Annotated in this window: 13 protein-coding genes; 3 read left to right on the top strand and 10 right to left on the bottom strand. The window is 70.2% G+C overall.

Annotated features, from left to right (window positions below; translation table 11 throughout):
• Window positions 1-167: 167 nt before the first annotated feature.
• Window positions 168-671, top strand: a complete 504-nt coding sequence (locus tag MCHLDSM_RS10915) for a UCP032817 domain-containing protein (protein WP_048470058.1) — start codon at window positions 168-170, stop codon at window positions 669-671.
• 39 nt (window positions 672-710) lie between these two features.
• Here MCHLDSM_RS10915 and dprA read toward each other — a convergent pair whose 3' ends face one another.
• Genes dprA through MCHLDSM_RS10930 form a run of 3 tightly spaced genes read right to left on the bottom strand, consistent with a single transcriptional unit; the run spans window position 711 to window position 3729 of the window.
• Window positions 711-1856 carry a DNA-processing protein DprA gene (gene dprA, locus MCHLDSM_RS10920; RefSeq protein WP_048470059.1) on the bottom strand — a complete coding sequence of 382 codons (1146 nt, stop codon included), beginning with the start codon at window positions 1854-1856 and terminating at the stop codon, window positions 711-713.
• Window positions 1853-3364, bottom strand: coding sequence for a YifB family Mg chelatase-like AAA ATPase (locus MCHLDSM_RS10925; RefSeq protein WP_048470060.1), 1512 nt, complete (start codon window positions 3362-3364; stop codon window positions 1853-1855). Before MCHLDSM_RS10925 ends, dprA begins: the two co-directional genes overlap by 4 nt.
• Window positions 3364-3729, bottom strand: coding sequence for a YraN family protein (locus MCHLDSM_RS10930; RefSeq protein WP_048470061.1), 366 nt, complete (start codon window positions 3727-3729; stop codon window positions 3364-3366). The genes MCHLDSM_RS10925 and MCHLDSM_RS10930 overlap by 1 nt, the downstream gene beginning before the upstream one ends.
• 150 nt (window positions 3730-3879) lie before the next feature.
• Here MCHLDSM_RS10930 and MCHLDSM_RS10935 point away from each other — a divergent pair, with 150 nt between their 5' ends.
• Together MCHLDSM_RS10935 and MCHLDSM_RS10940 are read left to right on the top strand one after the other, a co-directional pair.
• Window positions 3880-4704, top strand: a complete 825-nt coding sequence (locus tag MCHLDSM_RS10935; RefSeq protein WP_048470062.1) for a DUF1206 domain-containing protein — start codon at window positions 3880-3882, stop codon at window positions 4702-4704.
• Between the two features lie 52 nt (window positions 4705-4756).
• On the top strand, window positions 4757-7252 hold the full coding sequence (locus MCHLDSM_RS10940) for an AMP-binding protein (protein WP_048470063.1): 2496 nt from the start codon (window positions 4757-4759) through the stop codon (window positions 7250-7252).
• On the opposite strand, the gene MCHLDSM_RS10945 is transcribed toward MCHLDSM_RS10940, so the two are convergent.
• From MCHLDSM_RS10945 to rplS, 7 genes are read right to left on the bottom strand one after another with little or no spacing between them, the layout of a single operon-like run.
• On the bottom strand, window positions 7212-8030 hold the full coding sequence (locus MCHLDSM_RS10945; protein WP_048470064.1) for an acyl-CoA thioesterase: 819 nt from the start codon (window positions 8028-8030) through the stop codon (window positions 7212-7214). The two genes, MCHLDSM_RS10940 and MCHLDSM_RS10945, sit on opposite strands and share 41 nt — an antisense overlap.
• Complete coding sequence (locus tag MCHLDSM_RS10950) at window positions 8027-9226, bottom strand: CoA transferase (protein ID WP_407661852.1); 1200 nt, start codon at window positions 9224-9226, stop codon at window positions 8027-8029. The genes MCHLDSM_RS10945 and MCHLDSM_RS10950 overlap by 4 nt, the downstream gene beginning before the upstream one ends.
• Before the next feature lie 50 nt (window positions 9227-9276).
• Window positions 9277-10050: an HAD-IIA family hydrolase gene (locus MCHLDSM_RS10955; RefSeq protein WP_048416275.1), complete on the bottom strand. Its 774-nt coding sequence runs from the start codon at window positions 10048-10050 to the stop codon at window positions 9277-9279.
• A 23-nt stretch (window positions 10051-10073) separates the two neighbouring features.
• Window positions 10074-10379 carry a DUF2469 domain-containing protein gene (locus MCHLDSM_RS10960; RefSeq protein ID WP_048416276.1) on the bottom strand — a complete coding sequence of 102 codons (306 nt, stop codon included), beginning with the start codon at window positions 10377-10379 and terminating at the stop codon, window positions 10074-10076.
• Window positions 10376-11155, bottom strand: coding sequence for a ribonuclease HII (locus MCHLDSM_RS10965; RefSeq protein ID WP_234713947.1), 780 nt, complete (start codon window positions 11153-11155; stop codon window positions 10376-10378). Before MCHLDSM_RS10965 ends, MCHLDSM_RS10960 begins: the two co-directional genes overlap by 4 nt.
• Window positions 11156-11172: 17 nt before the next feature.
• A complete protein-coding gene (lepB, locus tag MCHLDSM_RS10970; RefSeq protein ID WP_082168816.1) occupies window positions 11173-12135 on the bottom strand; it encodes a signal peptidase I in 963 nt (320 codons plus the stop codon).
• Window positions 12062-12403, bottom strand: a complete 342-nt coding sequence (rplS, locus tag MCHLDSM_RS10975; RefSeq protein ID WP_048416279.1) for a 50S ribosomal protein L19 — start codon at window positions 12401-12403, stop codon at window positions 12062-12064. The genes lepB and rplS overlap by 74 nt, the downstream gene beginning before the upstream one ends.
• Window positions 12404-12566: the final 163 nt, after the last annotated feature.

Genomic DNA, 12566 nt, shown 5'->3' on the forward strand with positions numbered 1-12566 from the left:
TCCCGGAGGCTCTGACCATCGTCGTCCCAGATGGAACTGGCCGTTCTCGTCCTGCGAATGACAGCAGCAACCACGAGGATTGTCGTGAGCGCTACTCCGACCACCACGATCGCGGTCATCATGAGAAGAGGCTACGCCGCTTCGCATGTGACGCATAGAGTGGCGATGTGCGGCGCAAGCGCCAAGACCCCACGGATCAGGCAAACAGCGCGGCGGCAAGCCTCGAGCTTCCCTCCGCCGTATTCAGAACATGCCCCTGGCAGCCGCGGGCCCTCATCGAAACCGGCCTAAGGCAATGGCTCCGCTGCTGCGCACCGGCACTGCGGGACGGCCAGGTGATCGGGATGCCGTCGCGAGCGGTGGACGAAGCGTGGCACGGTTTCATTCTCTGTACCGCTCGATATTCCAGGTTCTGCGAACAAGCGTACGGTCGCTATCTCCATCACCATCCCGAAGGCAGCGCGCCCGCCGACATCGCCGGAGCCGATGATCCCATCGACGTGCAACTCGGCAGAACGGTCATCGCATGGTCACTGGTCGCGGAGTCCGGGGAGCACTGCGTGCTTTGGGATCTCGACGAAAAGGTCGGCGTGGACCATCCGTGGGGAGTCAACCTCGAACGGGTCGCCGCTATCCAAGCCGCCGTCACGACACTCGATCGCGGCCGCTAGAACCGGGCCGCGTCGAGTGTCTCGGCGTGGTGCGCAGCCTCACCGACGAGTAGAGGCTTTGCACCGCAACAGCTTCCACTCACCGTTGTCCTGCGTCACCAACCCCTTGATGTCCAGCATGGTCAGCGGCCCGACGACGTCGGCCACCGGAATCCCGGCGACCACGGCGATCTCGTCGACCGAGCGGGATCCCCGGCCGGGCAGCGCCTCGTACACCGCGAGTTCGTCGGCGGTCAGGTCGTCGAGGTCCGACCTGGGCCGCGGCGGGTCGGTGGCGAGTTCCCCCGCCCGACCCACCAGTTCCAGAATCTCCTCGGCACGGGTGACCAGCTGCGCCTCATTCCTGATCAGCGCGTGGCAGCCCACCGACGACGCCGAGGTGATCGGGCCGGGGACCGCACACACATTGCGGCCGAGCGCCCGGGCCCACGCCGCGGTGTTGGCCGCACCGCTGCGCACGCCCGCCTCGACCACCACGGTCGCGCCCGTCACCGCGGCGACCAACCGGTTGCGGGCGAGGAACTGACGCCGGGTCGGCCGCATCCCGGGCGGATACTCGCTGACGAGCAACCCGTGCCGCGAAACCCTGTGCAGCAGAGCCGAATGACCCGACGGATACGGAACATCCAGACCGCAGGCGAGCACCGCGACCGTGATGCCGTCGCAGCCCAGTGCCGCTCGGTGCGCGGAACCGTCGATACCGTACGCACCGCCGGAGACGATCGCGACGTCACGTTCGGCCAGACCGGCCACCAGATCGGCGGTCGCGAATTCGCCGTACTCCGTCGCCGCCCTGGTGCCGACGATGGCCGCCGCCCGCTCGGACACCTCGGACAACGACGACGGCCCCACCACCCACAGCGCCAGCGGGGCGTACGCCTGCGGTCTGGAGAACTTCTCGACTCCGGCGAAGCTGCGGAACGCCGTATACGGCCAATCCTCGTCACCCTCGACGATCAGCCGACCACCCATCCGGTCGAGGATCTCGAGATCCTCCCCGGCACAGTCCATCTCGTGCCGGGCTTCGGTCGCGTTCAACAGCGGCGCATCCGTCAGAGCGCGCCGACGGATGCGCTCAGCGGCCTCCACCGGCCCCAGCGTCGTCGCCAGCGCGGTCACCCGCGGATTCGGCGGCTCGGCCACCCGCGACAGATAGGCCCACGCACGCCGCTCCTCCTCGGTCATGACCGCTCCCCCGCCTGCCGGTAGGCCAGCGCCCGCGTCACCTGGTCCCGCGTCGGTGACACCCCGCCCGCGAGATCACACAGCGACCACGCGACACGCAGTGTGCGGTCCATGCCGCGGATGCTCAACGCTCCCCGATCGACTGCGGTCCGAAGCGGCTTCATCGCGTCGCCGCCGAGCCGGAAAGACCGGCGCAGCAGCGCGCCGCTCACCTCGGCGTTGGTGCTCACGCCGTGGGGTCGCCAGCGCTCCCGCGCGGCCTCTCTGGCCGCCCACACCCGTTCCCGGACCACCGCGGTGGACTCGCCCCCCTCCTCGGCGAAGCTGCCGGCGCGCGAGGCGTGCATCTCGACACGCAGGTCGACCCGGTCGAGCAGCGGCCCCGACAGCTTGGTGCGGTAACGCCGCCTGTCGGCCGACGCGCAGACGCAGTCGCGCGGGTCGGGCGGTGCGCAGGGGCACAGGTTCGCGGCGAGCACGAGTTGCAGCCGGCACGGGTAGCAGGCCACCCCGTCGCGGCGGGCGAGCCGGATCACGCCGTCTTCCAGCGGAGTTCGCAGCGCCTCCAGCGCGGCGTGACTGATCTCGGCGAACTCGTCGAGGAACAACACCCCGCGGTGGGCCTGGCTGACCGCACCCGGTCGCGCCATCCCAGAACCGCCACCGACCAGCGCCGCCACACTGGAGGTGTGGTGCGGCGCCACGAACGGCGGCCGGGTGATCAACGGTGCATCGCCGGTCAGCAGCCCCGCGACGGAATGGATCGCGGTGACCTCGAGCGCCTCGTCACGCGACAGCGGCGGCAGCAGTCCCGGGAGGCGTTGGGCCAGCATGGTTTTGCCGACCCCCGGCGGGCCGGTCATCACCAGGTTGTGCCCACCCGCCGCCGCCACCTCGACCGCGGTGCGTGCCTGCGGCTGGCCGACCACGTCGGCCAGGTCGACGGCGACCTCCGGCGCCTGCTGCGGATCGTCGATGCGCGCGTGCAGATCGCCCTTGCCGGCCAGCCACGCGTGCACCTGGCCCAGCGTCCGCGCTCCCCACACCTCGACACCGTCGACCAGACTGGCCTCGGCGAGGTTCTCGAACGGCACCACGACCGTCGGCCAGCCGTGCCGCTGCGCGGCCAGGACGGCCGGCAGCACGCCCTTGACCGGCCGCACCCGCCCGTCGAGCGCGAGTTCGCCCAGCAGCACGGTCTTCTCGAGTTTCGCCCACGCTTTCTTGCCGTGCGCGGCCAGCACCACGGCGGCGAGCGCCAAGTCGTAGAGCGACCCCATCTTGGGCAGCGTCGCCGGCGAGAGCGCCAGCGTCAGCCGGGTCTGGGGCCAGTCGAAACCGCAGTTGGTGATCGCCGCACGGACCCGGTCTCGCGACTCCCGCAGCGCTGCGTCGGCCAAGCCCACCAGGTGCACACCGGGGAGGCCGTTGGAGATGTCTGCCTCGATCTCGACGATCAGGCCCTCCACCCCGCGTACCGCCACCGAGAACCCCCTGCCCAGTGCCATCACCCCACCCCCTGCAGGTGGGTGATCTCCGGGGTGCGGCTGCGCCCGATCGTGATCGCGACGACGTCGATGCGCACCGCCGCCCAGGCGCCGCGGTGCTCCCCCAGCCACAGCCCGGCCAGCCGGCGCAACCGCCGCACCTTGGCCGGTGTCACCGCCGCCACCGCGCCACCGAACTGGTCACTGGTGCGCGTCTTCACCTCGACGAACACCAGCACCCCGTCGTCGGCTGCGACGACGTCGAGTTCGCCGTACCGGCACCGCCAATTGCGCTCCACGATCTGCAGTCCGAGCCCGCGCAGATGATCGACCGCGAGTTGCTCGCCCACCGCCCCGATCTCGGCGCGGCTGTGTGTGTTCGTCATGGCGCCACCCTCGCGCGGACCCCTGACAGAACCCGGCCCCGGCGGCGCCGTCATCCCCAATGCCGCATTCATCCCCAGATCGCGCGGCCGGCGGTTTCGGCAGCGTCAAATCCGGGGTATACCGGGCCAGCGTTCGACCGAGAGGACGACATGGCCACCGGAGCTCCGCAATCCCTGCACGGCGTCGCGCACCGCGCGACCGGAAGCGACACTTTCGAATACGCCGCCCGCGCCGGCTTCGCCGCCAGCGGCGTGCTGCACCTGCTGATCGCGTTCATCATCGCCCAGTTGGCGTTCACCGGCGCCGGGGGCAATGCCGACCAGTCCGGCGCGCTCGCCACCCTCGCCGGCCAGACCGGCGGCAAGGTCGTGCTGTGGATCGCCGCGGTCGGGCTCGTCGCCCTGGGCCTGTGGCGGATCGCCGAGGCGGTGATGGGCGCCAAGCCCAAGGAGCGGTCCGGCCAGGGCGACAACCCGGCGTGGAAACGGGGCAAGTCGCTGGCGCTCGCCGTGGTCAACTTCGCGATCGCCCTGTCCGCGGCCCGGTTCGCCATGGGCAGCGGTCAATCCAGCAGCCAGCAGAACTCGGGGATGTCGGCACAGCTGATGCAGTCGGGGTGGGGCAAGGTGCTGCTCATCGCCATCGGGATCGGTGTCATCGCGGTCGGCGGCTACCACGTGTACAAAGGCGTGTCGCAGAAGTTCCTCGACGAACTGACCGTCTCCGGCGGCCGGTGGATCACCGCCACCGGGGTCGCGGGCTACACGGCCAAGGGGCTGGTGCTCGGCGGCGCCGGGTTGCTGGTCATCATCGCGACGCTGCAGGCCGATCCGGCCAAGGCCAGTGGCCTCGACGCCGCGGTCAAGACGCTCGGCCAGGCGCCGTTCGGCAAGTTCCTGCTGATCCTGGCCGCCTTGGGCATCGCCGCGTTCGGCGCGTACAGCTTCGTCCGGAGCAAGTACAACCGGATGTGACGCTCCGGCCGCCCCACCGGCCGCCCCTGCGGCGGCAGGTAAGGTCACCCTCATGCGGCGGCTTCTCGACCATCTGCGCCGTTTCGCGGACCGCACCGCGGTGCTCACCGACACCACCCGGTTGACCTATCGGGACCTCGCCGACCGAGTGCAGGCGTGCGCCGGCGAGCTCGGCGGGCAGCGCACCCTCGTCCTGCTCGAGGCGCGCAACGATCTCGACGCGCTGATCCACTACCTCGCCGCGCTCGCGGCCGGCCACGTCGTTCTTCCGGCACCCGAGGGCGCCGACGCCGACTCCCTGATCGCCACCTACCGGCCCGGCATCGTCGTCGACCGACACGGCGTGCGCCGCGGCGACACCGGCCCACACGCGTTGCACGACGACCTCGCTCTGCTCATGTCGACGTCGGGCAGTACCGGATCGCCCAAACTGGTGCGACTGTCCCACGCCAATCTCGCCGCCAACGCCCGCGCGATCGCCGAGTATCTCGAAATCCGCGAAACAGACCGCGCCGCAACCACGTTGCCACTGTCGTACTGCTACGGCCTCTCGGTGATCCACAGTCACCTGCTCGTCGGCGCCGCGCTGATCCTCACGGACCTCTCCGTCGCCGAACCGGCATTCTGGGAGCTCTTCGACCGCCGCCGCGGCACCACCTTCGCCGGTGTGCCCTACACGTTCGAACTGCTCGACCGGGTCGGCTTCGCCGAGATGCGTCTGCCGCATCTGCGCTACGTCACCCAGGCCGGCGGACGGATGCCGCCCGAGCGGGTGCGCCGGTTCGCTGCGATGGGTGGACGACGGGGCTGGGATCTGGTGGTGATGTACGGCGCCACCGAGGCGACCGCCCGGATGGCCTACCTGCCCGCGGATCTCGCTCACTCCCACCCCCACGCCATCGGCCGTCCCATCCCGGGCGGCTCCTTCACCATCGAGCCCCTCGACGGCTGGCCCGACGACGACACCGGGGAACTGGTCTACCGCGGCCCGAACGTCATGATGGGGTACGCCGAGCAGGCCGGGGACCTGGCGCTCGGCGCCACCGTGGACGCGCTGCGCACCGGGGATGTGGGCCGCCGGTGCGGGCCGGACCTGTACGAGGTCATCGGTCGCACCAGCCGGTTCGTCAAGATGTTCGGGCTGCGCATCGATCTCCAGCGCCTGGAGACCGGCCTCGCCGACGACGGCGTGCGGGCGCTGTGCACCGAGGCCGGTGACCGCCTGGCGGTGGTCGCCGCCGGCGATCACGACCCCGAGGACGTGCGTCGGCGGGTCGCCCAGTCCACCGGGCTGCCCGTCACCGCCGTCGTGGCGGCCGTGGTGACCGAACTGCCGCTGCTGCCGTCGGGCAAGCCGGACTATCCGGCCGCGCGCGCCCTGGCCGCCGGGGACGATCCGGCGGACGACGGCTCGGGGCTGACCGATCTCTTTGCCGACGTCCTGCATCTCGACCCCGCCGACGTGCGTGACGACGCCACCTTCGTCGATCTCGGCGGCAATTCGCTGTCCTACGTCACGATGTCGGTGCGCCTCGAGCGGGCACTGGGTCACCTGCCGGCCGATTGGCCGCGCCTGCCGATCCGCGACCTGGAACGCCGGCCTGCGCCGCGACCCCGGTGGTGGCGATCCTGGGGCACCACGGTGGAGACGAGCGTGGCGTTGCGCGCGCTGGCCATCGTGCTCGTGGTCGGCTCGCACGCCGAACTGTACGAGGTGTGGGGCGGAGCGCACATTCTGCTCGGGATCGCCGGATACAACTTCGCGCGGTTCTGCCTGACCCCTCTCCCCCGCCCGGAGCGGATCCGGCACCTCCGCACCACCATCGGGTGGATCGCGCTGCCCGCGGTGGTGTGGGTCGCGTTCGCCCTCGTGGTGACCGACGACTACCACCTGTCGAATCTGTTGCTGGCCAACAAGTTCCTCGGTCCGCACGACAGCATGACGGCGGGCCGGCTGTGGTTCGTCGAGGTGTTGGTCTGGACGTTGGTCGCGTTGGCGCTGCTGTTCTGGTTGCCCGTGGTCGATCGGCTGGAACGGCGCGCACCCTTCGCGGTCGCGGCGGCGTTCCTGGCCGTGGGTATGGCGCTGCGCTACGACGTGGTGGGGCTGGGGCTGGGCCACGACGCGTGGTTCACCATGCTGGCGTTCTGGTTCTTCGCGGTGGGCTGGGCGGCGGCCAAGGCGAGCACCGCCCTGCAGCGGGTGATCGTCACGGTGGTGCTGATCGTCGGCGTGCACGGCTACTTCGGCAACTCCGTGCGTGAGGCGCTGGTGACGACGGGTCTGGTGCTGCTGATCTGGCTGCCCACGATGCGGTGCCCGGCCGTGGTGGCGGTGGCGGCCGGCGCGATCGCCGAAGCCTCCCTCTACACCTATCTGACGCATTTCCAGGTGTATCCGCTGTTCGGCAGCCACAAGCTCTACGGGGTGGTGGCGTCGGTGGTGATCGGCATCGCGCTGAGCGCGGTGGTGACGCAGGTGCGAGCGCGGATGCGCGACCGTCGACTCAGCCCGCGGGATCCGGCGCAGGCTCCCGCTCTGCGATGAGCCCCTCCTGCACGAGCGTGGCGGCGACGACGCCGTCACGTCCGATCAGGCTGGCGGTCACCACACCTCGGCCGCGGCCGCCCGCCGGCGAGCGGCACTCCAGCAGGTTCCAGTCGTCGGCGCGCAGCGTCCGGTGAAACCACATCGACGAATCGGTGGTTCCGCTGCGGTGCGTGCGTGACCGCATCGAGTGCCCGTGCACCTGCAGCGCCGGGTCGATCAGGTAGACGTCGGTGACGTAGGCGGCGACCAGGGTGTGCACCAGCGGGTCGTCCCCGAGATCGACGGCGGCCCGCCACCAGAGCCGACGGACGAACCCCTCGCCCGCACCCTCGTCGGTCAGCCGGATGTCGAGTTCGCCGAGCGGCATCGACGGCGCCGGCCCGGCAGGGCCCGTGCGCGGCAAGGCATCCGGATCGCCGAGGACCTCGCGCCTGCCGTGCTCCGGACCGGGCAGCGGTGCGGCGAACGAGACGGTCGCGGTGGTCAGCAGCCGCCCCTGCTGGGTGGCGTCCACCCGCCGGGAGGCGGCGGTGCGGCCGTCGAAGACCCGCGTCACCCTGTAGTCGACGGTGTCGCCGGCGTCGCCGCCGCGCAGGAACTGCAGGTGCAGCGCGGTCGGCGCCTTGGCCGGCTCGACGGTGCGGGCGGCCGCGGCCAGACTCTGCGCCACGAGCTGACCGCCGTAGGCCCGCTTGCCCTCCGGGCCGCTGGCCCGTCCGCGCCAGGTGTCCTCACCGACGGCCGCGACGTCGAGCAGTTCGAGCAGCACGCTCATGCGACGGTCCCCGCAGCGCGCAGTTCCGCGACGCGGGCCTCGTCCAGGGCCAGCCACTCGTCGAGCACCGCGGCGGTGTCGTCGCCGAGCGCGGGCGCGGGGACCGCCGCCGGATAGGTTCCGTCGATCGCCATCGGCAGCCCGGCCGCGAGGTGACGGCCGACGCGCGGCTGGTCGAGGTCGGTGAACAGGGCGTTGGCGGTGACCCGGTCCCCGGCGGCGGTCTCGGCGAACGTGCGGTAGCGCTCCCACAGCACCGAGGTGTCCGACAGCGCGGCGGCGATCTCGTCGCCGGTGTGGCGGCCGAACCAGTCGGCGAACAGACCGTTCAGCGCGTCGCGGTGAAGATAGCGCTGACCCTCGTCGGAGAAGTCGGCGCCCAGCGAATCCTCCAGCGCGGCAACGGCGTCGACCGTCCTGGTCAGCGTGGTCAGATCGCGGAAGTGCCGGCCGGTGAGCGCCACCACCATGAATGCAGCGCCGTCGCTGCCGGTGAAGTCCTGCCCGTAGGTGCCGTAGACGGCGTTGCCGATCCGCGCTCTCGACGTCCCGGTGACCATCGCTTCGGTGAGAAGGCTCAGGTTGCTCGTGGTGGCCAGCGCCACGTTCTCCAGCGGGATGAGCACGTGCTGCCCGTCGCCGGTGGCGTCGCGGTGACGCAGCGCGGTCACCACCGACAGGGCCGTGTAGAGGCCGCAGCTGACGTCCCACGCCGGAAGGACGTGGTTGACGGGTGCGGTGGACCCGGGCGGTCCGGTGACGAGCGGGAAACCGATGCCGGCGTTGACGGTGTAGTCCACGCCCGTGCCGCCGTCGGCGCGTCCGGACACCTCGACGGCGACCACATCGGGCCGCAGCCCACGCAGGGTCTCGTAGGCGTGCCAGGGCCGCCCGGTGACGTTGGTGATGAACACCCCGCTGTCGGCGATCAACCGTGCGACCAGGTCCTGGCCCGCAGCGGAACGCATGTCGACCGCCAGTGAGCGCTTGCCCTTGTTCAGCCCCGCCCAGTAGATGCTGTCGCCGGACTCGGTCAGCGGCCAGCGCCGGTAGTCGGCGGCGCCGCCGATCGGGTCGATGCGCACCACCTCTGCGCCCAGCTGCGCCAACGTCATACCGGCCAGCGGCACCGCCACGAAGCTGGAGATCTCGACGATCCGGACCCCGGCGAGCGGGCGGGTCGGGTCAGCGGTCACAGTCACGGCGCTCAGTGTAGGGAGCGCGCAGGGCCGTCCCTCGACGGTGATCAGATGAGGTCGATGGCCTCGGCGATCGACGGCAGGACCCGGCTGGGCCGGAACGGGTACCGTTCGACGTCCTCGATCGTGGTCGAGCCGGTGAGCACCAGGATCGTCTCCAGACCGGCCTCGATGCCGGCGACGACATCGGTGTCCATCCGGTCGCCCACCATCACGGTGCTCTCCGAATGCGCCTCGATCTGATTCAGCGCGCTGCGGAACATCATCGGGTTCGGCTTGCCCACGAAATAGGGCTCCCGGCCGGTAGCCTTGGTGATCATCGCCGCGACCGAGCCGGTGGCCGGCAGCGGACCCTCAGCAGACGGTCCGCTGACGTCGGGGTTGGTGGCGATGAAGCGAGCACCACCCAGGATGAGCCGCACGGCCTTGGTGATCGCCTCGAACGAGTACGTGCGGGTCTCGCCGAGCACCACGAAGTCCGGCGCGACGTCGGTCAGCGTGTAGCCCGCCTCGTGCAGCGCGGTGGTGAGCCCGGCCTCCCCGATCACGTACGCCGACCCGCCGGGCAGTTGGTCGGCCAGGAACGTCGCGGTGGCCAGCGCCGAGGTCCAGATCGCGGCCTCCGGGACGATGAGCCCGGAGCGGGCCAGCCGTGCCGCGAGGTCGCGCGGCGTGAAGATCGAGTTGTTGGTGAGCACCAGGAACGGACGTTCACGGTCGACGAGGCGCTGGAGGAACTCCGCGGCGCCGGGCAGCGCGTGTTCCTCGCGGACGAGCACGCCGTCCATGTCGGTGAGCCAGCACTGCGGTGAGGAGCGCACGGCACCAGTCTGTCAGGCGTGCCCTACTCGGGCAGCCGCAGCTCGGGTTTGTCGACCTCTTCGATGTTGACGTCCTTGAACGTGATGACCCGGACCTGCTTGACGAACCGGGCCGGACGGTACATGTCCCACACCCACGCATCGCCGAGGCGCAGCTCGAAATAGACCTCGCCCTCGGCGTTGCGCGGCACCATCTCGACGCTGTTGGCGAGGTAGAACCGCCGCTCCGTCTCCACGACGTAGCTGAACTGCCCGACGATGTCCTTGTATTCGCGGTAGAGCGAGAGCTCCATCTCGGTTTCGTACTTCTCGAGATCTTCGGCACTCATCGGCTCAGCTGTCCTTCACGTAGTTCATAGATGTCAGAGTCTTCAGAGACTTCCGAGTCTTCAGTGCCCATGGGGCCCAGTGCCCTCATCTTCGCGTACTCGTCGTCGCCATGCTCCCCGGGTTCCCGGAAAACCAGCCGCCGCACATTGATGAACGAATACCGGTGCTGACGCGACGGTCCGAGGCGGGCCAGGGCGGCGCTGTGCGCGCGGGTGCTGTAGCCCTTGTGCTCGGCGAACCCGTATCCGGGGTGCTCGTTGTCCATCGCCACCATCAGCCGGTCGCGACTCACCTTCGCCAGCACACTGGCTGCGGCGATGCACGCGGCCGCGGCGTCACCGCCGATCACCGGCAGCGACGGTGTCGGCAGCCCGGGCACCCGGAAACCGTCGGACAGCACGTAGCCGGGGCGGATCGGCAGCCCGGCGACGGCCCGCCGCATGCCCTCGATGTTGGCCACGTGCACCCCGCGACGATCCACCTCCGCCGACGGGATGAACACCACGTGGTATGCCAGCGCGTAGCGTTTGATCAGCGGAAACAGTCGTTCCCGTTCCGCCTCCCCCAACTTCTTCGAGTCGTCGAGCGCGGCGAGGCTCTCCATCCGGTTCGGACCCAGCACGCACGCCGCGACCACCAGAGGCCCGGCACATGCTCCGCGGCCCACCTCGTCGACACCGGCGACCGGGCCCAGCCCAGCGCGATAGAGAGCGGATTCCAGCGTGCGCAGACCTGACGATCTGCGGATCACCATCCTGGGAGGCCACGCCGGCACCTGTGTGGGCTCTTCCGTTAGCTCTGCGGGTCCACCGAGCTCACGCCGCCCCACCGCGACGGCGGCCAGGCGATGAAGCGGGCCTTGCCGATGACGTTGTCCACCGGGATGGTGCCGGCGACCGCGTCGCCGGTGCAGATCAGGCCCCGTTGCACGTCGGCGGGCAGGTTCGAGCAGTGCGCCCGCGAATCGGCCGAGTGGGTGCGGTTGTCGCCCATCACCCACAGCCGGCCTTCGGGCACGGTGACCGGGCCGAACTCGTTGCCGAGGCACGGGTAGACCGCCGGGTCCGCGTTCATCGTGTTCGGATCGAGGTAGGGCTCTTTCAGGGGCTTGCCGTCGACGGTCAATCCGGTCGGCACGCGGCATTCGACGGTCTGTCCGCCGACCGCGATGACGCGTTTGACCAGGTCGTTCTCGTCGGGAGGAACGAAGCCGACGAACGAGAGCGCGTTCTGCACCGCCCGGACCGCGGGATTGTCGGAACGGATCGACTTGTAGCCGATGCTCCAGTTCGGCGGACCCTTGAACACGATCACGTCGCCGGGCTCGGGCTGGGAGAACCGGTAGGTGAGCTTGTCGACCATGATCCGGTCGCCCACGCATCCGTTGCACCCGTGCAGGGTCGGTTCCATCGACTCGGACGGGATCAGGTACGGCCGCGCGATGAACGTCAGCATCACGTAGTAGAGGACCACCGCGACGGTGACCAGGATCGCGGCCTCGCGCAATGCGCCGCGCTTCTTCTTCTCCGGCTGGTCCTCGTCGGCGGGCGACGGGTCGGCGGGCTGCGGCGATTCGAGCGTCTGCTCCGCCGACGGATCGTCGGTGTCGGGGGTGTCCCTCGGTCCGGTCACGGGATCAGCGTAGTCAGCGCCGCGCCGAACCCGGTCCGCAGAAGCGGGGTCAGCGCTTCTCCTTGATCTTCGCCTTCTTGCCGCGCAGCTCGCGCAGGTAGTACAGCTTCGCGCGGCGCACATCGCCGCGGGTGACGACGTCGATGTGGTCGATGTTGGGCGAGTGCACCGGGAACGTGCGCTCGACGCCGACGCCGTAGCTCTCCTTGCGGACGGTGAACGTCTCGCGGATGCCGCCGCCCTGGCGGCGGATCACGACGCCCTTGAAGACCTGGATGCGCTCCTTGGAGCCCTCGATGACCTTCACGTGGACGTTGACGGTGTCACCGGGACCGAAGTCCGGGACGTCGTCACGCAACGACGTCTGGTCGACGAAATCCAGGGTGTTCATCGCTCACACTTCCTCGGTGTCGGCGGCTGCTGGCGGCGTCGGGGGTGACGCGCGCAGAGCCGATGGTGTTTCGGGCGTCTGGGGCGGGTCGTGCAGCGGAGCGGCAGTTCCCTGCCGTGCACAGACAACTGCCCAATTGTGCCAGACGGGACCCGGATCTCTG

It is taken from the genome of Mycolicibacterium chlorophenolicum (assembly GCF_001044235.1).
In the GTDB taxonomy this organism is placed as follows: domain Bacteria; phylum Actinomycetota; class Actinomycetes; order Mycobacteriales; family Mycobacteriaceae; genus Mycobacterium; species Mycobacterium chlorophenolicum.

Excerpts from the sequence above, each read along its gene's own strand:
- dprA (WP_048470059.1), bottom strand. The coding sequence starts at position 1,856 with ATGACCGAGGAGGAGCGGCGTGCGTGGGCCTATCTGTCGCGGGTGGCC.
- MCHLDSM_RS10925 (WP_048470060.1), bottom strand. The coding sequence starts at position 3,364 with ATGGCACTGGGCAGGGGGTTCTCGGTGGCGGTACGCGGGGTGGAGGGC.
- MCHLDSM_RS10930 (WP_048470061.1), bottom strand. The coding sequence starts at position 3,729 with ATGACGAACACACACAGCCGCGCCGAGATCGGGGCGGTGGGCGAGCAA.
- MCHLDSM_RS10935 (WP_048470062.1), top strand. The coding sequence starts at position 3,880 with ATGGCCACCGGAGCTCCGCAATCCCTGCACGGCGTCGCGCACCGCGCG.
- MCHLDSM_RS10940 (WP_048470063.1), top strand. The coding sequence starts at position 4,757 with ATGCGGCGGCTTCTCGACCATCTGCGCCGTTTCGCGGACCGCACCGCG.
- MCHLDSM_RS10945 (WP_048470064.1), bottom strand. The coding sequence starts at position 8,030 with ATGAGCGTGCTGCTCGAACTGCTCGACGTCGCGGCCGTCGGTGAGGAC.
- MCHLDSM_RS10960 (WP_048416276.1), bottom strand. The coding sequence starts at position 10,379 with ATGAGTGCCGAAGATCTCGAGAAGTACGAAACCGAGATGGAGCTCTCG.
- lepB (WP_082168816.1), bottom strand. The coding sequence starts at position 12,135 with ATGTGCGCCGCGCGAAGCTGTACTACCTGCGCGAGCTGCGCGGCAAGA.
- rplS (WP_048416279.1), bottom strand. The coding sequence starts at position 12,403 with ATGAACACCCTGGATTTCGTCGACCAGACGTCGTTGCGTGACGACGTC.